The sequence below is a fragment of the Gemmatimonadaceae bacterium genome (genome assembly GCA_036003045.1).
In the GTDB taxonomy this organism is placed as follows: Bacteria; Gemmatimonadota; Gemmatimonadetes; order Gemmatimonadales; family Gemmatimonadaceae; genus JAQBQB01.
The window spans coordinates 1-24508 of record DASYSS010000078.1 but is presented as its reverse complement, the minus strand read 5'-3'; the positions used below and the strand labels follow the sequence as shown (position 1 = coordinate 24508).

General features: G+C 67.0%; 25 protein-coding genes. 23 read left to right on the top strand and 2 right to left on the bottom strand.

All coding sequences use genetic code 11. The annotated features are described in order from the left end of the window. The 6 genes from VGQ44_17855 to VGQ44_17830 form a co-directional block, all read left to right on the top strand. Nucleotides 1–1203: ATP-binding protein (locus VGQ44_17855; GenBank protein ID HEV8448703.1), on the top strand; the 1203-nt coding region annotated here is incomplete at its 5' end. After that, nucleotides 1200–2447: a MiaB/RimO family radical SAM methylthiotransferase gene (locus VGQ44_17850; protein HEV8448702.1), complete on the top strand. Its 1248-nt coding sequence runs from the start codon at nucleotides 1200–1202 to the stop codon at nucleotides 2445–2447. The genes VGQ44_17855 and VGQ44_17850, both read left to right, overlap by 4 nt. Nucleotides 2448–2459: 12 nt before the next feature. Next, nucleotides 2460–3797 (top strand): tRNA (N6-isopentenyl adenosine(37)-C2)-methylthiotransferase MiaB, encoded by a 1338-nt coding sequence (miaB, locus tag VGQ44_17845; protein ID HEV8448701.1) that lies wholly within the window; start codon nucleotides 2460–2462, stop codon nucleotides 3795–3797. A 223-nt stretch (nucleotides 3798–4020) separates the two neighbouring features. Beyond that, a complete protein-coding gene (locus tag VGQ44_17840; protein ID HEV8448700.1) occupies nucleotides 4021–6264 on the top strand; it encodes a DNA internalization-related competence protein ComEC/Rec2 in 2244 nt (747 codons plus the stop codon). A 354-nt stretch (nucleotides 6265–6618) separates the two neighbouring features. Then, nucleotides 6619–7647, top strand: a complete 1029-nt coding sequence (fbp, locus tag VGQ44_17835) for a class 1 fructose-bisphosphatase (GenBank protein ID HEV8448699.1) — start codon at nucleotides 6619–6621, stop codon at nucleotides 7645–7647. 300 nt (nucleotides 7648–7947) lie between these two features. Beyond that, nucleotides 7948–9540, top strand: coding sequence for a methylmalonyl-CoA mutase family protein (locus VGQ44_17830; GenBank protein HEV8448698.1), 1593 nt, complete (start codon nucleotides 7948–7950; stop codon nucleotides 9538–9540). Nucleotides 9541–9640: 100 nt separating this feature from the next. Here the strand turns inward: VGQ44_17830 and VGQ44_17825 are convergent, their stop codons facing one another. After that, nucleotides 9641–10015 (bottom strand): FtsX-like permease family protein, encoded by a 375-nt coding sequence (locus tag VGQ44_17825; GenBank protein ID HEV8448697.1) that lies wholly within the window; start codon nucleotides 10013–10015, stop codon nucleotides 9641–9643. Continuing rightward, on the bottom strand, nucleotides 9940–10491 hold the full coding sequence (locus VGQ44_17820; GenBank protein ID HEV8448696.1) for an ABC transporter permease: 552 nt from the start codon (nucleotides 10489–10491) through the stop codon (nucleotides 9940–9942). The genes VGQ44_17825 and VGQ44_17820 overlap by 76 nt, the downstream gene beginning before the upstream one ends. A gap of 198 nt (nucleotides 10492–10689) precedes the next feature. Between VGQ44_17820 and VGQ44_17815 the strand changes: the two genes are divergently transcribed. The 17 genes from VGQ44_17815 to VGQ44_17735 are packed head-to-tail and all read left to right on the top strand — an operon-like array spanning nucleotide 10690 to nucleotide 24366. Then, a complete protein-coding gene (locus tag VGQ44_17815) occupies nucleotides 10690–11121 on the top strand; it encodes a zinc ribbon domain-containing protein (GenBank protein HEV8448695.1) in 432 nt (143 codons plus the stop codon). Continuing rightward, entirely contained in the window at nucleotides 11121–12773 is a 1653-nt protein-coding gene (argS, locus tag VGQ44_17810) for an arginine--tRNA ligase (GenBank protein HEV8448694.1), read from the top strand. Before VGQ44_17815 ends, argS begins: the two co-directional genes overlap by 1 nt. Nucleotides 12774–12804: 31 nt before the next feature. Next, complete coding sequence (locus VGQ44_17805) at nucleotides 12805–13722, top strand: PfkB family carbohydrate kinase (protein HEV8448693.1); 918 nt, start codon at nucleotides 12805–12807, stop codon at nucleotides 13720–13722. Continuing rightward, nucleotides 13719–14759: a phosphoribosylformylglycinamidine cyclo-ligase gene (purM, locus tag VGQ44_17800; protein HEV8448692.1), complete on the top strand. Its 1041-nt coding sequence runs from the start codon at nucleotides 13719–13721 to the stop codon at nucleotides 14757–14759. Before VGQ44_17805 ends, purM begins: the two co-directional genes overlap by 4 nt. Before the next feature lie 4 nt (nucleotides 14760–14763). After that, nucleotides 14764–15801: a hypothetical protein gene (locus VGQ44_17795; protein ID HEV8448691.1), complete on the top strand. Its 1038-nt coding sequence runs from the start codon at nucleotides 14764–14766 to the stop codon at nucleotides 15799–15801. Between the two features lie 16 nt (nucleotides 15802–15817). Beyond that, nucleotides 15818–16930: a bifunctional diaminohydroxyphosphoribosylaminopyrimidine deaminase/5-amino-6-(5-phosphoribosylamino)uracil reductase RibD gene (gene ribD, locus VGQ44_17790; protein HEV8448690.1), complete on the top strand. Its 1113-nt coding sequence runs from the start codon at nucleotides 15818–15820 to the stop codon at nucleotides 16928–16930. Next, nucleotides 16915–17520, top strand: coding sequence for a riboflavin synthase (locus VGQ44_17785; GenBank protein ID HEV8448689.1), 606 nt, complete (start codon nucleotides 16915–16917; stop codon nucleotides 17518–17520). The genes ribD and VGQ44_17785 overlap by 16 nt, the downstream gene beginning before the upstream one ends. Then, nucleotides 17502–18731: a bifunctional 3,4-dihydroxy-2-butanone-4-phosphate synthase/GTP cyclohydrolase II gene (locus tag VGQ44_17780; protein HEV8448688.1), complete on the top strand. Its 1230-nt coding sequence runs from the start codon at nucleotides 17502–17504 to the stop codon at nucleotides 18729–18731. Before VGQ44_17785 ends, VGQ44_17780 begins: the two co-directional genes overlap by 19 nt. Nucleotides 18732–18763: 32 nt before the next feature. Further along, a complete protein-coding gene (gene ribH, locus VGQ44_17775; protein HEV8448687.1) occupies nucleotides 18764–19243 on the top strand; it encodes a 6,7-dimethyl-8-ribityllumazine synthase in 480 nt (159 codons plus the stop codon). Further along, nucleotides 19224–19655: a transcription antitermination factor NusB gene (gene nusB, locus VGQ44_17770; GenBank protein ID HEV8448686.1), complete on the top strand. Its 432-nt coding sequence runs from the start codon at nucleotides 19224–19226 to the stop codon at nucleotides 19653–19655. The genes ribH and nusB overlap by 20 nt, the downstream gene beginning before the upstream one ends. Then, a complete protein-coding gene (locus VGQ44_17765) occupies nucleotides 19655–20764 on the top strand; it encodes a glycosyltransferase family 4 protein (protein ID HEV8448685.1) in 1110 nt (369 codons plus the stop codon). Before nusB ends, VGQ44_17765 begins: the two co-directional genes overlap by 1 nt. Then, nucleotides 20761–21732 (top strand): HPr(Ser) kinase/phosphatase, encoded by a 972-nt coding sequence (hprK, locus tag VGQ44_17760; GenBank protein HEV8448684.1) that lies wholly within the window; start codon nucleotides 20761–20763, stop codon nucleotides 21730–21732. Before VGQ44_17765 ends, hprK begins: the two co-directional genes overlap by 4 nt. After that, the gene (locus VGQ44_17755) at nucleotides 21725–22141 is read left to right on the top strand and encodes a hypothetical protein (protein HEV8448683.1); all 417 of its coding nucleotides are present in this window, start codon (nucleotides 21725–21727) and stop codon (nucleotides 22139–22141) included. The genes hprK and VGQ44_17755 overlap by 8 nt, the downstream gene beginning before the upstream one ends. After that, on the top strand, nucleotides 22138–22629 hold the full coding sequence (locus VGQ44_17750; protein HEV8448682.1) for a PTS sugar transporter subunit IIB: 492 nt from the start codon (nucleotides 22138–22140) through the stop codon (nucleotides 22627–22629). Before VGQ44_17755 ends, VGQ44_17750 begins: the two co-directional genes overlap by 4 nt. Next, the gene (locus VGQ44_17745) at nucleotides 22626–23309 is read left to right on the top strand and encodes a PTS sugar transporter subunit IIC (GenBank protein ID HEV8448681.1); all 684 of its coding nucleotides are present in this window, start codon (nucleotides 22626–22628) and stop codon (nucleotides 23307–23309) included. The genes VGQ44_17750 and VGQ44_17745 overlap by 4 nt, the downstream gene beginning before the upstream one ends. Then, entirely contained in the window at nucleotides 23306–24100 is a 795-nt protein-coding gene (locus VGQ44_17740; protein ID HEV8448680.1) for a PTS system mannose/fructose/sorbose family transporter subunit IID, read from the top strand. Before VGQ44_17745 ends, VGQ44_17740 begins: the two co-directional genes overlap by 4 nt. Beyond that, entirely contained in the window at nucleotides 24100–24366 is a 267-nt protein-coding gene (locus VGQ44_17735; GenBank protein ID HEV8448679.1) for an HPr family phosphocarrier protein, read from the top strand. The genes VGQ44_17740 and VGQ44_17735 overlap by 1 nt, the downstream gene beginning before the upstream one ends. Nucleotides 24367–24508: the final 142 nt, after the last annotated feature.

Genomic DNA, 24508 nt, shown 5'->3' with positions numbered 1-24508 from the left:
GTGGAGAACGTTCCCCAGCCCGAGAATGCTCCGCTGATTCTCGTCGCCGACGACGTCTCCGCGAACGTCGAGCTCCTGTTCGACCAGCTGCACGTGCTCGGCTTCCGGGCGATCGCGGCCGGCGACGGGCCGAGTGCCCTCGCGGCCTGCTTCGAGCACCGCCCCGACCTCTGCATCCTCGACGTCTCGATGCCCGCCGGCGACCTCGGCGTCGACGATCGGTCGACCGGCTTCGAGGTGTGCCGGCGGATCAAGCGCGATCCGCGAACGAAGAGCATTCCGGTCATCTTCGTCACGGCGCTGAACGACACGACCGACCGGGTGAAGGCGATCGAAGCGGGCGGCGATGACTTCCTCACGAAGCCGCACAACCGACTCGTGCTCGGCGCACGCGTTCGGAGTCTTCTGAAGCTCAAAGCCGCGACCGACTCGCTCGAGGACACGCTGCGGAAGCTCCGCGAGGTCGAGAAGATGCGCGACGATCTGATGAAGATGATCGTGCACGACCTCAAGACGCCGCTCACGTCGGTGCTCGCCACGCTCGAGATGATGATCGACGGCGACTTCGGCGAATTGCAGGACAAGCAGCGCCAGATGCTCACCGATGCCGAGGGGAAGGCCGAGGATCTCCTCGCGCTGATCGGCGACCTGCTCGAGGTCTCGCGCATCGAGGAGGCGACGATGTCGCTCGACCTCCAGCCGATCGCGCCGGCCGCGCTGCTCAACGAGATCGTGCACGAGTGGGGCATCCGCTTTCAACAGGAAGGCGCGACCGCGGCGATCGATGCGAGCGACGACGCGCCGGTGTTCGAGGCGGATAAGGGCCTCCTCAAGCGCGTGCTCGGCAACCTCGTGCAAAACGCGCTCACGCATTCCGCGAGCGCGATTTCGCTCAGTCTCTCCGCGCGACGCGACGGCGACGGAATCCTGTTTACCGTGGCGGACAACGGACCCGGAATTCCGCCGGAATATCACGAAGTGATCTTCCGCAAGTTCGAGCGCGTGAAGAACCAGAACGTGCCGAGCACGCGTAGCTCCGGTCTCGGGCTGGCGTTCTGCAAGCTCGTGGTCGACGCGCACGGCGGAAAGATCTGGGTGCAGAGCGCCGGAGAAGGCCAGGGGAGCGCTTTCCACTTCTCCCTGCCCGCCAAGCCCGCGCACCGCGACGTGCGCGTGACGATGGCCGGCGCGGTGCCGGTGTGAACATCTACCTGCGCACCTTCGGGTGCCGCGCGAACCACTACGACAGCGAAGCGGTTCGGGCAATGGTCGAGGCGAACGGCCACGCGGTCGTCGCCCGCGCCGCCGACGCGGACGTCGCCGTGTTCAATAGCTGCGCCGTCACGTCGGAAGCCGAGGCCGAGCTCAGAAAGGTCGTGCGGCGGAGCGCGCGTGAGCGCGTGGGGCTGCGCAGCGTCGTGATGGGCTGCGCCGCGGCGCTCGACGACGCGCGTCCCGCGTCGTCGCGCATCGCGTCGCTGCCGACGGTCGAACGGGTCGTCCCCGGCGCCGACCTGGACGCGATCGCCGGCGCGCTGGGCCTCGAGCCGCGCGCTCTCGCCGCGCGCACCGTCGCGCAGGCGGGCACGCGCGCGCTGTTGCGCGTGCAGGACGGCTGCGACGAGCACTGCACGTTTTGCGCGACGACGCTCGCTCGTGGCGCCAACCGAAGCCGTTCGATCGACGAATTGGTGCGCGAAGCGACGCTGCTCGCCGAGCGGCACCCTGAGATCGTCGTCACCGGAATTCACATCGGCACCTATGGCGCGGACATCGGGTCGTCGCTCGGCGAATTGATGAAGCGACTCGTGTCGAACGTGCCGGTCGTGCGATTCCGACTCTCGTCGATCGAAGCGACCGAGCTGGACGAACGGCTCGTCGAATTGTTGGTCGGCGCGCCGGACCGGCTCGCCCCGCACGTCCACGCGCCGCTGCAATCGGGCTCGGACCGCGTCCTGAAGCGAATGGGCCGGCGTTGGTACACGAGCGCGTCGTACGCGGAAGCGATCGAGCGTCTGGTGGGCCGGATGCCGGTCCTCGGGCTCGGCGCCGATGTCATTGCCGGATTCCCGGGCGAGACGGATGAGGATCACGCCGCGACCGTTCGCATGATCGAGGAGCTGCCGTTCACCTACCTGCACGTTTTTCCGTACTCCGCGCGCCCGGGCACGGCGGCCGAGCGGCTTCACGAGCCGGTCCACGCGGCCCAGGCCACGAAACGGGCGGCGGAACTGCGCGAGGCCGGTCGCCGCAAGGCGGCCTCTCATGTCGCCGCACGAACCGGAGGACTCGCGGACGTCGTGGTGATCGGCGGCGGAACAGATCGCGACGGGATGACCGGCGATTACCTCGACGTGCGAATTGGGGATCCCTCATTGGCGCGCGGAGATCGCTTCATCGGCCGCCTGGTCGCCGACGGAGCGGCACTACGGGCTGTCGGCGCGTAAATTCCCCAAGCCATGACCGACCGCCCCACCGTCTACATCGAGACCTACGGCTGCCAGATGAACGTGAGCGATTCCGAGCTGATGCTCGGCAAGCTCGCGGCGCACGGCTACGAGCCGGTGGGCGAGCCCGACGGCGCGGACGTCATACTCGTCAACACGTGCGCCATCCGCGACCACGCCGAGCAGCGAGTGCTCGGCCGGCTCGGCGAGCTGCGGCGAAGCATGAAGCCGGGGTCCGTGGTCGGCGTGACAGGCTGCATGGCGCAGCGGCTGGGACCGCAGCTGCTCACGAAGGCGAGGCACGTGAGCATCGTGGTAGGGCCCGATGGTTACCGAGCCCTGCCGGCGCTCATCGAGAGCGCGCGCAAGGGCGAGCGCACGATCGCGACGTCGTTCGACCTCGAGGAGCACTACGAGGATTTTCAGCCGCGGCGCTTCGACAAGGTGAAGGCGTGGATTCCCGTGCAGCGCGGCTGCGACTATCGCTGCACGTACTGCATCGTGCCGACGACGCGCGGACCGGAGCGCAGCCGCCGCCTCGCCGACGTCGTGCGCGAAGTGGAGTCGGTGGTCGCCGACGGAATGACGGAAGTCGTGCTGCTCGGCCAAACCGTGAACTCGTATCACGACGGCGAGTTCGATTTCGCCGATCTATTGCGGGCCGTCGGCAAAGCCGACGGCCTTCGGCGGATTCGGTTCACGAGCCCGCACCCGAACGATTTCTCCGAGCGAGTCATCGCGGCGATCGCCGAAGTCGACGCGGTCTGCGAGCACGTGCATTTGCCGATGCAGTCGGGATCGACGCGCGTGCTCAAGCGGATGCTGAGACGCTACACGCGCGAGGGATACCTCGACTGCGTGGCCAAGCTACGCGCGTCGATTCCGGGGCTGTCGCTCACGACCGACGTGATCGTCGGATTCCCGGGCGAGACCGACGAGGACTTCGAGGAGACGCTCGAGGTGGTGCGCGAAGTCGGTTTCGCCGACGGGTTCACGTTCAAGTTCTCGCCGCGCGACGGCACGCCGGCGACGAGAATGCCGGCGGAGCTGACGGTGAGCGACGAGGTGGCGAGCGAGCGTCTGGCCCGGCTCGTCGAGACGATTCGAGGCAACGCGCGCGCGTCGAACATGACGCAGTTGGGACGGCGGTACGAAGTGCTGATCGAGCGCGAGGCGCGGCGCGGCGACGAGTTGCTCATGGCGCGCACGCGGGACTTCAAGACGGTCATGGTGCCGGGTGACCCGAGCATGCTGGGCTCGTACGTGACGGTGGAGCTCACGGGGACCACGGGCTCGACGTTCACCGGACAGATCGTGGCGGAGCGGAAACCGTTGCCGATGGCGGGGTGACGCGGCAAACTGCGCGTAAGGGCAAAGCTGCGCAGCTGACGAAGGGCGCGACTAAGTAGCGCCGCACCTGACGAAGGGCGCGAATCCCAAACGGCGCGAAAGGCGCGACTGCTAAACCGCGCAAAAAAGCGCGACTGCTAGAGCGCGCAAAAAGGCGCTCGTTTGTCTCGCTCGGCAGCAAATCGATGTTAGTTCGCGCCTCGGTAGCCCCGACATTGGGCGAGTGCCGCTCATCGTGCTCTCGCTCGGGTGCTACCTCGCCGGGCTGCTCACCGGATTCGCCGGTGGATTCCCCTCGCTGATCGCCGCGATCGGCGTTGCGGGATTCGCGGCGTCTGTTGGGTTGCGGCGGGGACCGGTGATTGCGACGACCTTCTCCCTGTTGGTCGCGGCTGGGTTCGGAGTCGCTCGCGGGACGACAGCTGCTTCTCTCGCCTGCGCGGGACCGGTGCCGCGCCGCGCGACGCTTCGCGTGGTCGTCGAAGACAGCGTCGGCCCGGGAGGATACGTCGGGGGAGAGGCAGGCGCGTGTGGGCGCGTTTGGCTCTCGGTCGAGACGGGCAAGGCGGCGGCCGGCTCGCGCGTCGTCGCCGCCGGCGACGTGGCGCGCACGCAACGCGGCGTTTTGATCGATCACGCGAGCATCTCCGTCTCACGCGGACCGTCGCTGTTGGTGCGATGGCGGCAGGCGGCGGGGCGGGCGATTGACCGAACATTCGGCGGTGACGCGCCGCTCGTGCGCGCGCTGTTGATCGCGGACCGGAGCGAGCTCCCCCCGGAAGTGCGGGATCGCTTCGCGGCCGCCGGACTAGCGCACGTCTTGGCCATTGCCGGGTTGCACGTCGGCATCATCGCGTTGGCGATCGAGATCGCGCTGCAGCTCGCCGGCGTGCCGCGCTCGCGCGCCAACGTGCTCACCATCGCGGCGGTGGTGCTCTACGTCGCGGTGATCGGCGCGCCGATCCCCGCCGTTCGCGCGGCGATCATGCTCAACGCGTTTTTGGCGAGCCGCCTGGCGCAGCGGCCCACGTCGCGTTGGGCGATCGTCGCGCTCGGCGCCGCGCAGCCGCTCATCGATCCACGCGTCGTGCTCGACGCCGGCTATCAGTTGAGCGTCGTCGGCGTCACGTCGATGATTGCGGCGGGGCGCGTCGCGCGAAGAATCGGCGTGCACCGCTTGCCTCCGCTGACGCGTGCTCCGGCGCTGATTCTCGTCGGGACGACGGTGGCGACGATCGGATCCGCGCCGATCGTCGCGTGGGTATTCGGGCGAATCAGCCTCGCGGCGCCGTTGACGAATCTCGTCGCGACGCCGCTCCTCGAGTTGGCGCAACCGATGTTGTTCATCGGCATGCTGCTCGCGCCGGTCCATCCGCTGGCGGCGCTCCTCGCCGACGCCGCGCATCCGTTGCTCGGCAGCCTGGACCGCGTGGCGACGGTGGCCGCCTCGACGCCCGGCGCGTCCATCCTCGTGGCGCCGACACCCATGTGCGCCGCGATCGCGGCGGTGTTGTCCGCGGCGTTCATCGTGGCGTGTGCGTCGCGGGACTGGCGGGCCCCGGCGGCCATTTCTTCCGTCGCCGGCGTGATGCTGATCTGGCTGCCGGTCGCGTCGTCGCGAGTCGCCGCAAGCACCGGCGGTGAGCTCGAGCTGCACATGATCGACGTGGGGCAGGGAGACGCGGTCGCACTGCGTACGCCGCACGGTCATTGGATTCTCGTCGACGCGGGTCGCGCGTGGCACGGCGGCGATGCCGGACGTCAGACCGTCGTGCCGTACATCGGGCGACGGGGCGGCCCGCTCGATCTCTTCGTGCTGTCGCATCCGCATACGGATCACGTCGGTGGCGCGGCGACCGTGCTCGACGCGCTCCATCCCATGACCTACGTCGACGCGGGTTTTCCCGGAGCGGCGGACGCGTATCGGGCGTCGCTCGACGCCGCTCGGCGCGATCACGTGCGGTGGGTGCGCGCTCATCCGGGCGACGAGATGGCGGTCGACGGCGTCGCGCTCGAGTTTCTCGCCCCGGACTCGACGTGGACGGCCAAGCTGGTGGATCCAAATCTCGCGAGCGTGATCGTGCTCGTTCGCTATGGCGAGATTCGGATGTTGATGATGGGCGACGCCGAGCAGCCGGAGGAGGAGTGGCTCCTCGAGAACGAGCGCGACGAGCTGCACGCCGACGTGTTGAAGGTGGGACACCATGGCAGCAAGACGAGCAGCAGCGAGCGCTTTCTCGACGCGGTCGCACCGCGGCTCGCGCTCGTATCGGTCGGCGCGGGAAACTCGTATCACTTGCCGACGCCGGTGATCATGGAACGCCTCGCGGCGCATGGAGCGCAAGTCTTGCGGACCGACCGGCTCGGGACCATCGTGGCGCGAACGGACGGACACCGGCTCACCATCGACGCCGCGGGAGATACATGGGAATTGCCGCCGCGCTCCGTCGCGCCGCGCGCGCCGTAGTCGGTCGCCCAATCGAGTTGCCGCCCGCCCTTCTGGACCGCTATCCCGAGCTTGGCAACGCGCGCTGGCGGGTCGGTGGCCTGCCGCCGCGCGTCGGCGGATGGTGCCTTGGCCAGGCGTCAGTGTCGGCGATCACCCTGTGGCGCACCATCTGGCTGGCGCATCCGGCCCGCGTGTCGGCAGAATTGCTCTTGCATGAAATCCGGCACGTTGCCCAGTTTGAGTCCGACCGGACGTTCGCGGTTCGGTATCTATGGGAGTCAGTGCGACGCGGGTATCATGGAAACAAGTATGAGATCGACGCGCGCGAGTACGCGGCCGCGCGAGTAACCTCGGACAGTTGAGGGGGGCAGCGTGGTCAAACACACGGCAACATCTGTCGTCACGATCGAGCGCTTCATCATCGAAGAGGAGCGCCTCCATCCTGAAGCGACGGGCGAGCTCTCCGGCATTCTGTATGACCTTGCGCTCGCGGCGAAGATGATCGCCAACAAAGTGCGTAGCGCCGGCCTCGCCGACATCCTCGGATCGGCCGACACGGAGAACGTGCAGGGCGAGGTGCAGCAGAAGCTGGACGTGATGGCGAACGAGATCATCGTGAAGGCGATGGACCACGGCGGCCGCCTGTGCGCCATGGCGTCGGAGGAAGAGCCGGGCATCATCCAGATCCCGGAGCACTTCAAGTGCGGCAAGTACGTGCTGCTGTTCGACCCGCTCGACGGTTCCTCGAACATCGACGTCAACGTGCCGGTCGGCACGATCTTCTCCGTCGTCCGCAAGATCACGCGCGGCCGCCACGGCGAAATGGAAGACCTGCTCCAGCCCGGGCGGCGCCAGGTGGCGGCCGGCTACGTCATCTACGGGTCGAGCACGATGATGGTCTACACCACGGGGCAGGGAGCGCACGGATTCACGCTCGATCCGTCGATCGGCGAATTCCTCCTCTCGCATCCGAACATCCGCATCCCCGAAGACGGGCGGTATCTCTCGGTCAACGACTCGTACGAAGCGATGTGGGACGAGCGCGTCCGCTCGGTCATGCGTCACTATCGCGGCCTCGAGAACAGCCACCGACCCTTGAGCACACGCTACGTCGGCTCGCTCGTCGCCGATTTCCACCGCAACCTGCTCGGCGGCGGCATCTTCGCGTATCCGGCGAACATGAAGACGCCGCGGGGCAAGCTGCGCCTTCTGTACGAAGCGAACCCGCTCGCGTTCATCGTCGAGCAGGCCGGCGGCGCCGCGATCGACGGCGGCCAGCGCGTTCTCGACGTGTTGCCGAGCGAGCTCCACCAGCGCACGCCCCTCTACATCGGCAGCAAGAACGAAGTCGCGCTCGCGCAGCAGATCCTCTCGCCGCGCCCCGATCTCGTCGTCGCATAGCGTTTTGCGGCGGCGCTCTGTGTTCGCTCCAGCGGCGTTTTAGCGAGCGTCGCTGTACGAATGAAACTGCAACGATTTGACGGATAGACCACGGATCTCGCGGAGCAAAGCAACAGCTTTGAGGCTTTTTAAAAGCCTTTATTGGTTGCTCTTTCCGCGAAATCGGTGGTTGTCCGCGAAATCGTTGCAGTATCAAATCGTACAGGCTGAACCGGCGAGACCAGGCGAGTACGCCACACGGAGCCCCGTGCCCGTGGGTCGGAGCGTGCCGAATGGCGGCGCGGATTATCTTCCGGGCGCATGAGCCAGCCACGCAAGGACAACGAGCAGCGCGAGACCCCGTCGGGCATCCCGATCGACGTCGTGTATCGGCCGGGCGACGACACGGTGGACTACGCGCGTGATCTCGCCGATCCGGGCGCGTTTCCGTTCACGCGCGGCGTGCAGGCGACGATGTACCGCGGGCGTCTGTGGACGATGCGCCAGTATGCGGGGTTCGGGACGGCGGCCGAAACGAACCGACGGTTTCGTCTGTTGCTCGACGCCGGCCAGACGGGATTGAGCGTCGCGTTCGACTTGCCGACGCAGATGGGCATCGACTCCAATTCGCCGCGAGCGTTGGGAGAAGTCGGCCGCGTGGGCGTGGCGATCGACACGGTTGACGACATGCACCGTCTGCTCGACGGCATTCCGCTCGACAAGGTCTCGACGTCGATGACGATCAACGCGACGGCGTCGACGCTGCTCGCGATGTACATCGTCGTGGCCGAGGAGCGCGGGATCGGCCGCGCAGCGCTGAGCGGCACGATCCAGAACGACATCCTCAAAGAGTACATCGCGCGCGGCACGTACATTTACCCGCCCGAGCCGAGCCTCGCGCTGGTCGCCGAGGTGTTCCGGTTCTGCGCGAAGGAAGTGCCGAACTGGAACCCGATCTCCATCTCGGGCTATCACATCCGCGAGGCGGGGGCGACGGCCGTACAGGAACTGGCATTTACATTCGCGAACGCCGTCGAGTACGTCCAGCGTGCCGTCGCCCGCGGGCTGGACGTGAATTCGTTCGCGCCGCGGCTGTCGTTCTTCTTCGCCGCGCACAACGATCTCTTCGAGGAGGTCGCGAAGTTCCGCGCGGCGCGCCGGATCTACGCGCGTCTCATGCGCGAGCGGTTCAAGGCGAACGATCAGAGCTCCCGACTGCGATTTCACACACAGACCGGCGGCGTGACCCTCCAGGCGCAGCAGCCGCTCAACAACGTCGTCCGCGTGGCGGTGCAGGCGCTGTCCGCGGTGCTCGGAGGGACGCAGTCGCTGCACACGAACGGCTACGACGAAGCGCTCGCGCTGCCGACGGCCGAAGCGGCCACGCTCGCCCTCCGCACGCAGCAGGTGCTCGCGTTCGAGTCCGGCGTCGCGGCCACGGTGGATCCACTCGCCGGGAGCTATTACGTCGAGCATCTCACGAACGAGCTCGAACGTCGCGCGCTCGAGCTGCTCGAGGCGGTGGACGCGTTGGGCGGCGCGGCGCGCGCGATCGAGGCGTCGTTTTTTCAGGAAGAGATCGCGCGCAGCGCGTACGACCAGCAGATGCGCGTCGAGCACGGCCAGACGGTCATCGTCGGCGTCAACAAGTTCGGCGACAAGGAGCCTCCGCCGATCATTCCCGCCCCGGACTATTCAGCGCTCGAGCGCGACCAGGTCGAGCGCCTCGAGGGCTCGCGAAGCTCGCGCGACGCTGGTCGTGTGTCCGCGGCGCTCCGCGCGCTGAGCGACGCCGCGAAGTCCTCCGGGGCGCCGCTCATGCCGCTGATCATCGACGCGACACGCGCCCGCGCGAGCGTGGGTGAGATCGCGGATTCGCTGAGAGAGGCGTGGGGCGAGTATAGGCCGGCGTGAACGGGGCTACCGGGGAACCGGGATACCGGGATCGCGTTGATCGGTCGCCAGGTTTCGCTGTTCCGATATCCCGGTGCGCGGTTTCCCAATCAACATTTCGTCATCCCGCGCGCAGGATCTCAACCGGATTCGCGCGGACTGCCTGACGGATCGGGCCGAGGCAGGCCAACGCCGCACTGAGAAACAGAAGCGCCTCGGCAGCCACCAACGCCAATGCCACCTCGTATCGCACGTGTGGCAGGCTGTTGGCGAAGGGTTGTGTGGCGACAATAGCGAGGAATGCACCGATACCCACGCCGGCGAGCATCGTCACGGCGCAATCGTGCAGCACCGCGCGCGCGATGTCGCGCGACTGCGGACCGAGCGCGATTCGCGTCGCCAACTCTCGCCGGCGCCGGTTCACGGTGTACGCGACGACACCATACAAGCCGACCGCGCAGAGCGTGAGCCCGAAGATGCCGAACGCGGCGAACATCGCGGCGAAAAAAGCGCTCCCCTGGCGCTGACCACGTAGAGGCTCGGCTCCGCCGGAAGGTCGAGGCCTGAGCGCGGGTTCAACTCGACCGATCGCACCACGCCCACCACGCGCAGCCACGGGCGCTTCGAGTCTCGAGCACCGAGCTTGATCATTCGTCCGACCGGCGACGCGAGCCCCGGCCATAGGCGCCGCGCGGCGCTGTCGTCGACGATCACGACACCCGTCTCGGCGCCGCGATCGCCCGGTTGAAAATCGCGGCCGTCGACGATCGGGAGGCCGAGTGTCGAGAGGTACGTCGGGCTCACCGCGTGGTACCGGTTCACGTTCATCCCGCTTTTGCCTTCTTCGGCGAACACGATGCCCCCGTCCGGCTTCTCCTCGCACGACGTGGCGGCGTCACGTACGCCCGGCATCGTGTTCATGTGGCCGGCGAGATCGTCGTAAAAGCGCTCGACGGCCGAATCGCTCGGCATGTGGCGAACCGGATGGCTGGGCTCTTCAACCAGGAACGTCCGGCGTGGGGGGATGCTGACAGACGAGCCGCGCGGCAGCCGGGTCATGCCAGGAACCCTGCGAAGCGCGGTGGCGCCGCCGCGTTTCTCATCCTTGAACTCACCGCCCGAAGGTCGTTAACTTTTCTGTGTCCACCGCGTCGCCTAAGTCTCAGCTAAATGCCAACTTACGAGTTCCGCTGTCCAAGCGGCCACAGCTTCGAGCGCTTCTACCGCAAGATCGCCGACGCCGCGACGGAGCTCGAGTGTCCGGAGTGCGGCAAGATTGCGACGCGCCAGCTCTCGGGCGGCGCAGGGCTCGTGTTCAAGGGATCGGGCTTCTACCTGACCGACTACGGGCGCAACGCGCACCGAAACGGCGGCGCCGGCAAGCCGAGCGAGAAATCGTCGAGCGAATCGTCGAGCGAGGGGAAGAGCGAATCGAAGCCGGAGTCGAAGCCCACCGAATCGAAGAGCGATTCCGGCGGATCGAGCAGTGCGGACTCGAAGCGAACCGAGGCCAAGAGCGACGCGTCCGGATCGTCATCGTCGAGCAAGCCTGACTCATCCTCGACCAAGAAGCCCGGCTCCGGCGGCGGCTCGGGCAACTGATGGACACCACCGAAGCGCTTCGCGCCGAGCTCGTTCGCGCCGCGCAGTCACTCGGCGCGCCCGGAGATGTCGACCCGGTCATCGAGCGGCCGCGCGACCCCGCGTTCGGCGATTGGGCGACGAATCTCGCCATGGTGCTCGCCAAGCCCCTCGGGAAAAAGCCGCGCGACCTGGCGAAGGACATCATCGAGCGGCTCGATCATTTGCGCGCGGGAATTCGTTCCGCGGAGATCGCGGGCCCGGGGTTCATCAATTTTCGCCTCGCGACCGACGTCTTTTCCGACGGGCTGCGCGCTCTCATCACGGCCGGGCACGCCTACGGTCAGTCGAACGCGGGCGAGCAGTGTCCGGTGAACGTCGAGTTCGTTTCGGCGAATCCGACCGGTCCGTTGCATGTCGGGCACGGGCGTCAAGCGGCGCTCGGCGACGCGATCTCGTCGCTGCTGGCGATCACAGGATGGCGGGTCACGCGAGAGTTCTACTACAACGACGCGGGCGCGCAGATCGCGAACCTCGCGCTCAGTGTGCAGGCGCGAGTGCGCGAGCTCGCGGGGAAGGAAGGCGCGCTTCCCGAAGGCGGCTACCACGGCGAATACATTCGCGAGTTGGCCGCGCGGTACGCGGAGGAGAATTCGGGCGACGCGAACGCCGACGACCTCGACGCGGTGCGTCGCTTCGCCGTGCGCGAGCTGCGCAAGGAACAGGACCGCGACCTGCAGGCGTTCGGCGTGAGGTTCGACGTTTACTTCTTGGAATCGTCGCTCTACGAGGACGGCCGCGTCGACGATACGGTGCGACGGCTGGTCGCCGCGGGACACACGTACGACAAAGACGGCGCGCTCTGGCTGCGCACGACGGACTTCGGCGACGACAAGGATCGCGTCATGCGCCGCAGCGCCGAGAAGGGCGGTGAGCCGACCTACTTCGTGCCCGACGTCGCGTACCACGTCACGAAATGGGAGCGCGGGTTCAAGCGCGCGATCAACGTGCAGGGCGCCGATCACCACAGCACGGTCACGCGCGTGCGCGTCGGCTTGCAGGCGCTCGAGGCCGGAATTCCCACGGGCTATCCGGACTACGTGCTGCATCAGATGGTGACCGTGATGCGTGGCGGCGAAGAGGTGAAGATCTCCAAGCGCGCCGGCAGCTACGTCACCGTGCGCGATCTCGTCGACGAAGTCGGGCGCGACGCGGTTCGCTACTTCTTCCTCATGCGGAAGGGCGACTCGCAGCTCGTGTTCGACGTCGACGTCGCGCGCTCGCAGTCGGACGAGAATCCCGTCTACTACATCCAGATGGCGCACGCGCGCATGTCCGGGATCTTCCGCGTCGGAGAGATCGAGCCGGCGTCGGTCACGGGCGTCGACGCGGATCTCTCGTTGCTCACTCTTCCGGAAGAGCAGGAGCTCATGAAGGCGCTGCTCGACTATCCGGCGATCGTCGCCGGAGCGGCCACGGCGCTCGAGCCGCATCGCATCGCCAACTATCTCCACGACACCGCCGGCAAGACACACCTCTGGTATCACAAGGCGCACGTGCTGAACGAACCCGAGCCGCTGATGCGCGCGCGGCTCGTTCTCACGCGTGCCGCTCAACTCGTTCTTCGCAACGGGCTCTCGCTCCTCGGCATCTCGGCGCCGGAGCGGATGTGAGCCGGCGCTGTTCGACCCTTCATCAACCCACATGACAGTTCTCGTCGTCGGGTCCGTAGCGCTCGACTCCGTCGAGACGCCGTTCGGTCGCGCGGACAACGTTCTTGGCGGGTCAGGCACCTTCTTCTCGGCGGCGGCGAGCCATCTGGCGCCGGTGCAGCTCGTTGGAGTAATCGGCGCCGACTTTCCGCTCGACAAGCTCAAGCACGCGTTCGCGTCGCGTCCGATCGACATCGCGGGGCTCGAGCAGGCTGAGGGAACGTCGTTTCGCTGGCGCGGGCGGTACCGGCACGATCTCAACGTCGCCGAGACGCTCGAGACGCACCTCGGAGTGTTCTCGAATTTTCGTCCGAAGATTCCGGAACAGTTTCGCAAGGCGCCGTTCGTCTTTCTGGGCAACATCGACCCGCGGCTCCAGCTCGACGTGCTGACGCAGGTCGCCAAACCCAAGCTCGTCGCGTGCGACACGATGAATTTCTGGATCGAGAGCCGGCGCCCGGACATCCTCAAGCTGCTGTCGCACGTCGACCTCATCACGCTCAACGATGCCGAGGCGCGGCAGCTGACCGAGGAATTCAACCTCGTCAAAGCGGCGCGGTGGATCATGTCGCGCGGCCCGAAGCACGTCGTGATCAAGAAGGGCGAGCACGGCGCATTCATGTTCACCGGCTCGAGCATCTTCTTCGCCCCGGCGTATCCGTTGGAATCGGTGTTCGATCCGACCGGCGCGGGTGATTCGTTCGCCGGCGGATTCATGGGCTATCTCGCCAGTACGGACGACCTTTCCGACGCGAATCTGCGGCGCGCCGTGGTCTACGGCTCGGCGATGGGCTCGTTCGCCGTCGAGAAGTTTTCCGTCGATCGTTTGCTCGAGATCACGCCGGACGATCTCCGCGCGCGCGTCGGCGACTTCCATCGACTCGTGTCGTTCGAAGAGGGGATTTCGTGAGCGGACCGCTCGACTATCGCACCGCCGGCGTCGACATCGACGCGGCCGACGACGCGAAGCAGCGCATCAAGACGCACGTGCTGTCGACCCTCACCGCCGGCGCACGCGGCGAGTTCGGCGGATTCGGCGGCATGTTCCGCGTTCCGACCGACGTACCCAAACCGGTGCTCGTCGCCAGCGCCGACGGCGTAGGAACCAAGCTCAAGGTCGCGATCGACGCCGGTCGGCACGACACGGTGGGACACGATCTCGTGAACCACTGTGTCAACGACATTCTCGTGCAGGGCGCGCTGCCGCTCTTCTTCCTCGACTACGTCGCGATGGGCGCGCTCGAGCCGCAAGTCGTCGAGGGCATCGTCGCCGGTGTCGCAGCGGGCTGCCGCGAGAACGGCTGCTCGTTGATCGGCGGCGAGACTGCGGAGATGCCCGGAGTGTACACGCCGCCCGACTACGACCTCGCCGGATTCATCGTCGGCTACGTCGATGAGGATGCGATACTCGGCGCGGGCCGCGTGCGCGACGGCGACGTCTTGATCGGCCTGGAGAGCAGCGGACTTCACACGAACGGTCTGTCGCTCGCCCGGCGGATCGTCGCCGAACGAATGAATCTCGGCGTCTCGGATCGTTTCCCGGGCGACGATCGCTCGGCGGCCGACGTGCTGCTGGCGATCCACCGCTCGTATCTCGCCGCGTTGAAGCCCGTGCTCTCCGACGGATCCATTCACGCCATGGCGCACATCACCGGCGGAGGCATCCCAGGCAACCTCAATCGCGCGTTGCCGCCTTCGCTCGACGCGCAGGTCAACGTTCGCAGCTGGACCGTGCCGAACGTTTTCCGGCAGTTGGCAAAGGCTGGGCGCGTCGAGGAGTCCGAAATGTTCCGAACGTTCAACATGGGCGTCGGAATGGTGGTGATCGCGCCGCCGAGCTCCGTCGACGCCGTGATCGCCTCCGTGACCGCTGCCGGTGTGCGCGGATGGACCATTGGTCGAGTCAGCGCCGGGTCGGGTCGCGTAGTCCTCAACGAAGGGGAATAGGGCAGTGAAAAAACGAATCGCGAGTGTCGTGGCTTCGGCGGTCGTCGCTCTCGCGGGGGTATCGCCCCGCGTCATGGCGCAGGATCTTTCGGCGCCTCGCTGCGCGGGCGCGGGCGGCGGATCGATCGCGCTCGCGGCGCAAGACGCGTGTCAGCAGGCGTACGACGTGTATCAGCTGCTGGCGCCGCAGCTCGGCTTGGCGCTCGCCGGCGGCAACGCGACCGCGGGTGTCGGCGGCGTCCTCGGTGGGCTCGGGCATTTCTCCGTCGGAGTTCGGGCCAACGCGTTCGATGGGCTGCTTCCGAACACCGACAACAATGGCTTCCCCATCAGCACGACGGGTGCGCAGCGCCGAACGCTCCCGACGCAAAATCAATTCTTTGGACTGCCGACGGCCGACGCGGCGATCGGACTGTTCAAGGGCTTTCCCGTCGGTCTCACCGACGTGTTCGGAATCGACGCGCTGGTGAGTGCGGAGTACGTCCCGACGATCAACGACGGCACCAACAACAGCTTCTCGCTGAACCCGTCGTCGAATTTCCAGTTTGGATACGGAGCGCGGATCGGCCTGCTGTCCGAATCCATCGCGTTTCCCGGCGTGTCCTTCACGTGGATCGAGCGCGATCTGCCGACGATCGACATAAACGTTCATTCGGGCGGCGACGTTGGCGTCAATTCGAGCACGATCGGTATCACCGATTTGCGCGTGAAGACTAGCGCTTGGCGCGTCGTCGCGAGCAAGAGCTTGATGGCGTTCTCCGTGGCGGCCGGTATCGGTCGCGATCGATACAACCAGTCCGCCACCCTCGAGGGCACGGTCAATCAATCCGGCGGATCGGCGACGCAAAGTGTGCCCGCGTCGCAGGTGCTCAACCGGACGAACATATTCGGCGACCTCGCGATCAACCTGCCGATTCTCAAGATCGTTTTCGAGGCGGGCAACGCGATGGGCGGGTCCGTCGCCACCTACAACTCATTTGCCGGCGGACGGGCGGATCGTTCGCAGCTCTACGGATCGTTCGGCCTTCGGTTGAGCCGGTGAGGTCGCTCGGCGCGCGATGAACGAAGCCGCGGGGCGCGCGGACAAGGAGTTCATGCGCCACGCGCTCGCGTTGGCCGAGCGTGGGTGGGGTCAGACCGCGCCGAACCCGATGGTCGGCGCGGTCGTCGTCTTGGAAGGCCGCGTCGCGGGCGAAGGATTTCACGCCCGTTTCGGCGAGGCGCACGCCGAAATCGTCGCGCTCCGAGAGGCCGGAGCCGCCGCGAAGGGTGCGACGCTGTACGTGAGTCTCGAGCCCTGCGCCCACCACGGGAAAACGCCGCCGTGCGCCGACGCGATCATTCGAGCCGGCGTCTCGCGCGTCGTCGCCGCGGTCGGCGACCCGAGCCGTGTCGCGCGCGGCGGCATGGAAAAATTGCGCGCCGCCGGTGTCAGTGCTCACCTGTCGCCCGCCGAAGAGCGGGACGCGGCGGTCGAGCTGAACGCGGCGTTCTTCCACGCTCAGACCAGCAACCGCCCGTGGGCGACGCTCAAGCTGGCCCTCTCGGCCGACGATCGCATCGCCGATCCGTCGCGGGAGCGTCGGTGGATCACCGGCGAGGCGGCTCGCGCCGAGGTGCATCGGTTGCGCGCCAACAGCGACGCGATTGCGGTCGGCATCGGGACCGTGCTCGCCGACGACCCCGCGCTCACGGTGCGCGGCGTTCCGGCGCCGCGCGTGGCGCCTCGTCGTGTCGTGTTCGATTCACAAGCGCGAATCCCGGTGGAATCGACGCTCGTTCGCACGGCGCGCGAAACGCCGACGATCGTCATCGCGCGTCCGGGCGCCGACCGAAAGGCCGTTTCAGCGCTAGCCACTCACGGGGTCCAGGTCGCCGCCGAGCCGGACCTGGACGCGGCGCTCGTCGCACTACGGGCAGCCGGGGTGCGGTCGCTTTTTCTCGAGGGCGGCGCGCGCTTGGCCGGGGCGTTTCTCGCGCAGTCGCTCGTCGACAGGCTCATTATCTTTCGCTCACGGAGAATCGTCGGCCACGGACCGGGCGCCTTCGACTTTGCGCCGGCCGGATTTGCGGCGTCGCTTGCGCGAACGCGTGTGGTCGATGAGCGGCCGTTTGGCGACGATATCATGACCATTTACGCGCTTCACGAGGTCGAGTGTTCACCGGCCTGATCGACGACGTCGGGCGGATTACGGCTGTCACAGCGACGGACGCCGGCCGTGAATTTCGGGTCGAGTGCCGCTACTCGGATCTCACGGCGGGTGAGAGCATCGCCGTGAATGGCGCGTGTCTCACGGTTCGGGAGCATGGTCCACAGTGGTTCACCGCCGCGGCCGTGACGACGACGCTGGACCGCACGACGATGGGTTCTTGGAGCACGAGCGCGCGGGTCAATCTCGAGCGGGCGGTGCGCGTCGGCGACCGGTTGGGCGGGCATTTCGTCCAAGGCCACGTAGACGGGGTTGCCACGGTCGAGGCGGTAGAACAGCGGGGCGACGCGAGGGTCATCGACCTTGCTCTCCCCTCCGGGCTAGCCGAGCTTATGGTACCGCACGGGTCCCTGGCGGTGGACGGCGTCAGCCTCACGGTGAACGACCTGCCCGCCCCCGGAACCGTGCAGGTGTCGCTCATCGACTACACGCTGCGGCACACGACGCTGGGTGACCTGGCTATCGGTCGTCGCGTGCACGTCGAAGCGGACATGCTCGGGAAATACGTGCAGCGTTTGCTCAAGGAATCGACATGGCTTTCGGAACGATAGAGCAGGCGATCGAGGCGATCCGGGACGGCAAGTTCGTCATCGTCGCCGACGACGAGGATCGCGAGAACGAGGGCGATCTCATCTGCGCCGCGGAATTGATCACGCCCGAGATGGTCAATTTCATGATCAAGAAGGCGGGCGGGATGATCTGCCTCGCCCTGACGGGCGAGCGCGTGGACGCGCTTGCCCTTCCATTGATGGCCGAGAACCGGATCGACGACTACCACACGGCGTACACGACGACGATCGATGCCTCGACGAGGTTCGGCGTCACGACGGGGATCAGCGCGCAGGATCGCGCGAAGACGATTCGCGTCGCGGTGGACCCGGAGGCGGAACCCGGTCATCTGCGTCACGGCGGCCACGTGTTTCCGCTCCGCGCCCGGGACGGCGGCGTCCTTCAGCGCACCGGGCACACGGAAGCCGCGGTCGATCTCTCGCGTCTCGCCGGGCTCCGGCCCGCGGGCGTGATCTGTGAGATTCTGAATGACGACGGCACCAGCTCGCGCCGGCCGCAGCTCGAGCAGTTCGCCGCCGAGCACAACATCGTGTTCGTTACCGTCGCGCAGCTCGTCGCCTACCGCCTCAAGAGCGAACGTCTCGTTCATCGCGTGGCTGAGGCTCGGCTGCCGAACGAGCATGGCGAGTGGCGGATCGTCGGCTACCGGAACGACGTGGACGCCCATGAGCACGTGGCGCTTGTCTATGGGGATTTGGGGGGCGACGCCGCCGGCACCGACGACGTGCTCGTCCGCATCCACTCGAAGTGTCTCACGGGCGACGTGTTCCATTCGCTGCGCTGCGACTGCGGCTGGCAGCTCGACACGGCGATGGAAATGATCGCGAAAGAAGGACGCGGCGTCGTCGTCTATCTCGATCAGGAAGGGCGCGGCATCGGTCTGCTCAACAAGCTCAAGGCGTACGAGCTTCAGGATCGCGGCGCGGACACCGTCGAGGCGAATGAGCAACTCGGCTTCAAGCCGGATTTGCGCAACTACGGCATCGGCGCGCAGATCCTGCTCGACTTGGGCCTCACGTCGATTCGTCCGATCACCAACAATCCGCGCAAGATGGTCGGCCTCGAGGGCTACGGCATTCGACTCGGCGAGCGTGTTCCGATCGTCCAGCCGTCGCACGACGAGAACGCCGGATATCTCCGCACGAAGCGCGACAAGCTCGGACATCTGTTCACGTCCGACGCGGCGGACTGACTGAGGCACGCCTCCCTGACGGACATCTCATAGTGGCCGACTTCGCGGGGACGCCGTCCGCTGCGCATCGGCGGTTCGCGGTCGTCGCCAGCCGGTTCAACCAGCCGATCGTCGAGAAGCTCGTCGATGGTGCGCTCGACGCGCTCGTTCGCCACGGCGCGTCGGCCGATGACGTCGACGTCGTCTGGGTGCCGGGCGCATGGGAGCTTCCACTCGCCGCGCGCCGGCTGCTCACCAGCGAGCGGTACGACGCGCTCGTCGCCGTCGGCGCCGTGATTCGCGGAGACACGCCACACTTCGACTACGTCGCCGGCGAAGCGTCGCGCGGCTTGGCGCGAGCGAGCACGGAGTTCGATACGCCGATCGGATTCGGCGTCCTCACCTGCGACAACGACGAGCAGGCGCAGGCGCGCGCGGGCGGCGCGCACGGCAACAAAGGTTGGGATGCGGCGCTCGCCGCGTTGGAGATGGTCGACCTGTTCGATCGCCTCGATGCCTCGGACGAGGGTTGAAACCCGCGCGCGCGCTCGCGTCCTGCAAGCGCTGTATGCGTGGGACCTGCGGGGGGCGGGGCACGGAAACGAGTCGCTCGAGCGCGTAGCGCATCGCATCTGGGACGATCTCGCCGTTCCCGCCGACGAGCGTCAGTTCGCCAAGCCGTTGGTGGATGACCTCTCCCGCCGCGGTTCCGTGCTCGACGCGGAGTTGGCCGACGTCACGACCAACTGGCGGCTCGAGCGGCTCGGCGTGGTCGAGCGAAGTGTGCTTCGACTCGCGGCGGTAGAGCTCGACCGAGGCGAAACGCCGCCGCGCGTCGTGATCCAGGAGGCCGTGCATCTCGCCGAGCGCTACGGCTCGGCGCGCAGCGCGAAGTTCGTGAACGGCGTCGTCGACGCGCTGGCCAGGCGCATGGGGCGCATGTAGTGCGCATCCTCGTCGTCAACTGGCAGGATAGCGAGAATCCGCAGGCGGGCGGCGCCGAGATCCACCTCCACGAGATCTTCGGGCGACTGGCGCGGAAGGGCCACGACGTGCGCTTGCTCTGCGGCGGCTGGCCCGACTGTCCGCCGCGCGCGTCGCTCGACGGCATCGAGGTGTATCGCGTGGGAACGCGGCACAGCTTTCCGTTCGTCGCGCGGCGCCATTACACGCAGCATCTCGCGAAGTGGGCCGACGTCCTCGTCGAGGACATCAACAAAGTGCCGCTGTACACGACGCGCTGGGGCGCGCCGCACACGATGGCGCTCGTGCCTCACCTGTTCGGATCGACCGCGTTTCAAGAGTTGCCCGCGCCGCTGGCCGCAGCGGTGTGGACGGCGGAACGGCCGCTCGGACGGATGTATCGCGATGTGCCGTTCGAAGCGATCAGCGAAAGCACGGCCGACGACCTTGAGGCGCGCGGCATTGCCCGCACCTCCATCGAAGTGATCTACCCCGGCGTCGACACTGTCGGCTACACACCCGACGCGTCGGTGCGTTCGGAGGCGCCCGTGTTCTCGTACCTCGGCCGCCTCAAGCGATACAAGGGCGTGCACCTCGTGATTCGCGCGTTCGCGCAGCTGAACGTTCCGAACGCCGTTCTCGAGATCGCGGGCGCCGGCGACTATCGCCCCGATCTCGAGGAGCTGGCTCACTCGCTTGATCTGCGCGAGCGCATCAAGTTTCTTGGGCGCGTCAGCGAGCCCGAGAAGCTCTCGCTCTTGCGGCGCTCGTGGGCGCTGGTGTTCGCGTCACCAAAGGAGGGGTGGGGAATCACGAATCTCGAGGCCGCGGCCTGCGCCACGCCCGTCGTCGCGTCCAACTCGCCGGGGATCCGCGAGTCGGTGCGCGACGACCACACCGGGTTCCTCGTGCCGCACGGCGACGTGCCGGCGATGGCCGCCGGCATGCGGCGCATCGCGACGTCGCGCGAGCTCGTCGCGCGCTTGGGCGCCGAGGCGCGGACCTTCGCCGAGAGCTTTACGTGGGAACGCGCCGCGGACCAGACCGAAGCGCATCTGCAGCGAATCATCGCGGGCGGGAAACGCGCGTGACCAAGCCGCTCACGGTTGGGCGACTGCTCGAGCGTCTCAGAGACACGCTCGAGCTGGAACACGTCGAGGGTACGAACGGGCTCGACCGAATCATCGAGAACCCGAACGCGTCGAGCCCGGGGCTCGTGTTGGCCGGCTACACGGCCCGCTTCCCTGCGCAACGACTGCAGGTGTTCGGCGAAACCGAGATCACGTACCTCAAGTCGATGGACCCGGCGCTTCGCCGTGAGAACCTGAAGAAGTTCTTCTCGTTCCCGATCCCCTGCGTCTTCATCACGAAGGGGCAGGAGCCAGGACCCGACCTGCGGGAGCTGGCGGCGACGTCCGGTGTCGCGCTCATCCGGTCGCATCTCAAGACCGACCAGTTCTACAACCGCCTCAAGCCGTGGCTCGAGACCGAATTCTCGCCGACGACGAATCTGCACGCCTCGCTCGCCGACGTGTTCGGCGTCGGTCTGCTGTTCGTCGGCAAGAGCGGAATCGGCAAATCGGAGTGCGTTCTCGATCTCGTCGAACGCGGGCATCGTTTCGTCGCTGACGATCTGGTCATCGCCAGCCGCCGGGGGCGCAATCTCGTCGTCGGTCGCGGCCACGACCTGCAGAAGCACCACATGGAGATTCGCGGCGTCGGACTGATCGACATTCCGTCGCTCTTCGGCGTGCGCGCGGTCCGCCATCAAAAGCGCATCGAGGTCGTGGTGCAGCTCGAGCACTGGGACCACGGCGATCCGCCGGACCGCACGGGGCTCGACACTGAAACGACGACCATTCTCGACGTCGAGCTGCCGAAGATGCGCGTCCCGCTCAATCCTGGAAAGAACATCACCGTCATCGCGGAGGTCATCGCGATGAACCATTTGCTCAAGTACAGCGGCATCGACCCGGCGCAGCGGTTCAACGAGCGGCTCGTGAAACAGCTGCGCGACCAGTCCGACGTCCAGCGATATCTTCAGGAAGACGATGAGTAGCGAGAGCACTGCACCTTCCCCGGGAAGTCCGCGCGCGATCGTCATGGGCCACGGCGATTTCGCGGTGGGGCTGATCTCGGCGGTCGAGCAGATCACCGGCCGAGGGCGGATGCTCATGCCGCTCGCCGTGAAACAGCTCGGCGTCGATGACATCGAGGCGCTGCTGCGCAAGGAGATGCTCGCCGCAGGCGTGCGCGTGATCTTCACCGACCTGCAGGCGGGCAGCTGCACGATGGCGTCGCGAAAGATCTTGCACGGCATGGACGACGCGGTGCTCGTCGCCGGCGTGAATCTCCCGACGCTCCTCGACTTCGTGTTCGCCGACTCCGTGCCGGCGGTCGAGGCGGCGCGTCACGCCGCGGAGCGGGGAAAGGCATCGATCACCGCGGTCGGTGGAGCGCCGAAGTGACGCTCGAGCTCTATCGCATCGACGACCGGTTGATTCACGGCCAGGTCGTCGTGGGATGGGGCCAGCCGTTGGGCCTCAAGTTCATCGTGCTCGTCGACGACGCCGTGGCGGGGAGCGACTGGGAGCAGGAGCTCTACCGCATGGGCGTGCCGCCGGAGATGGACGTCTACTTTCACGATGTCGGCGCCGCGGCGGAGCGTATCCCGAAGTACCGCGCCGATCCGCGTTCGGGGTTGCTGCTCACTGGCGACATCACGACGATGCAACGCCTCGCGCAGAGTGTGTGGCCGACGCTCGACGCGGTGAACGTCGGGGGGATTCACTCGCGCCCCGGCCGAGTGCAGAAGCTTCGCTACGTGTTCCTGTCCGCCGACGAGGCGACGGAGCTTCGCGCGTTGGAAGCACGCGGCGTGAAAGTCACCGCGCAGGACCTGCCCGGCGCGCGCTGCGTCCCGCTCCAGGACCTATTGAATGGTGACGATCTGTGAACGTCGTCGAGGTCCTTCCGATCGCGCTCCTCGGCGGTCTGCTCGGTCTGGACGTCGTGAGCTTTCCGCAAGCGATGGTGTCGCGGCCGCTCGTCGCGGCGACGCTCGCCGGCGCTCTGGTCGGACAGCCGTCGAGCGGCCTGCTGATCGGCGTTGCGCTGGAACTGTTGGCGTTGGAGACGCTGCCCTTCGGGGCGTCGCGATATCCCGAATGGGGCTCGGCCGCCGTCGTCGGCGGCGCGATCTTCTCCGAGCATCCGTCGCATCCGCCCGGTGGGATGACGATTGCCGTTCTCGGTGCGCTGGCCACGACGTGGGTCGGCGGTTGGACGATGGTGAAGCTGCGTCAGCTCAACGCGCGGTTGGCCCGCTCGCGCCGCGAGGGACTCGAGGCGGGCGCGCGCGGTACGGTGATCTCGCTGCAACTCATGGGACTCACCGCGGATCTCGTGCGCGGCGGGCTGCTCACGTTGATCGCGTTCTTGATTCTCGCGCCGATCGCCGACGCGACGATCGGTCTCTGGACGATGGACGCGCGGCTCTCGCGCAGTCTCGTCGTCGCGACGGTGGCGAGCGTCGCCGCCGGCGCGGCGTGGAAGCTCTTTCACGCGACGGCCGGCGCGCGCTGGTTTTTCGTCGGCGGTCTTGCCATTGGCCTCGTAATCCTTTTCGCGAAATGACCACAGGCGCGCAGCCGGTCCCGCCGCAGTCCCCCCGCTCGCTCGCGGAGCTTCCGTTCCGGACCCGCCTCGCGATCTTCATGCGCCTGCTCGCGATTCAGGGCTCGTGGAACTATGAGAGTTTGCTCGGCAACGGCATCGGCTTCTGCGTCGAGCCCGCGCTTCGGTTGTTCCCGGAGGGCATCCACTCCGAACGGTTCAAGACGGCGCTGGCTCGCGAGAGCCATTACTTCAACGCGCATCCGTACTTGGCGTCGGTTGCCGTCGGCGCGCTCGCGAGGGCCGAGCTCGACGGCGAGCCGCCCCAACGGATCGAGCGGTTCCGCACAGCCTTGTGTGGGCCGCTCGGCAGCGTCGGCGACCGCCTGGTTTGGGCGGGATGGCTTCCGTTCTGCTCGCTTGCATCGCTCGCCATCTTTGGTCTGGGCGCGAGCGCGCCTGTGGTCGTCGGGTTCTTCCTCATCGTCTACAACGCGGGACACCTCGCCCTGCGCGCGTGGGGGCTGCGCACGGGGTGGAAGCATGGGTTGCGCGTGGCGTCGGCGCTCGGGAACCCCGTGCTGCGGCGTGGCCCGGAACAGATTGGACGTCTGGCCGCGCTCGCCACGGGAATAGCGATTCCGTTGTCGCTCGGCCGGATCATCGGCCCCGGGCGAAATCTCCTCGGTAGCGTTCTCATCGCGGTCGCGGTCGGCGCGTTCGTCGTCGTCCGCCTGAAGGGTCGCATCGAAGGCTGGAGGCTCTCGCTCGGCGTGCTCGCCGCTTTCGTCCTCGTTTCGGTGATCGCCTAATGCCCGAACGCACCGTTTTGATCGTCAACCGCAACGGCCTGCACGCGCGCCCGGCCGCCGAAATCGTGAAACTCGCCTCGAAATTCCAGGCCGAGATCACGATCGTAAAGGACGATCTCGACGTGAACGGCAAGAGCATCATGGGGGTAATGATGCTCGCGGCGGAACACGGCTCCTCGATCATTCTGCGCGCCGAAGGCCCCGATGCGGATCAAGCGCTCGACGCGTTGGCCACCCTCGTGAGCAACAAGTTCGGAGAAAGCTGAGTGGATCGAAAGCTCGTCGGCATTCCCGCGTCGCCCGGTATTGCGGTCGGACCCGTGCATCTCCTGCGTTGGGAGATTCCCGAGGTCAATCACCGCATCATCGCCGACGACGCTATTCCCGGCGAGATCGCGCGCCTGCACG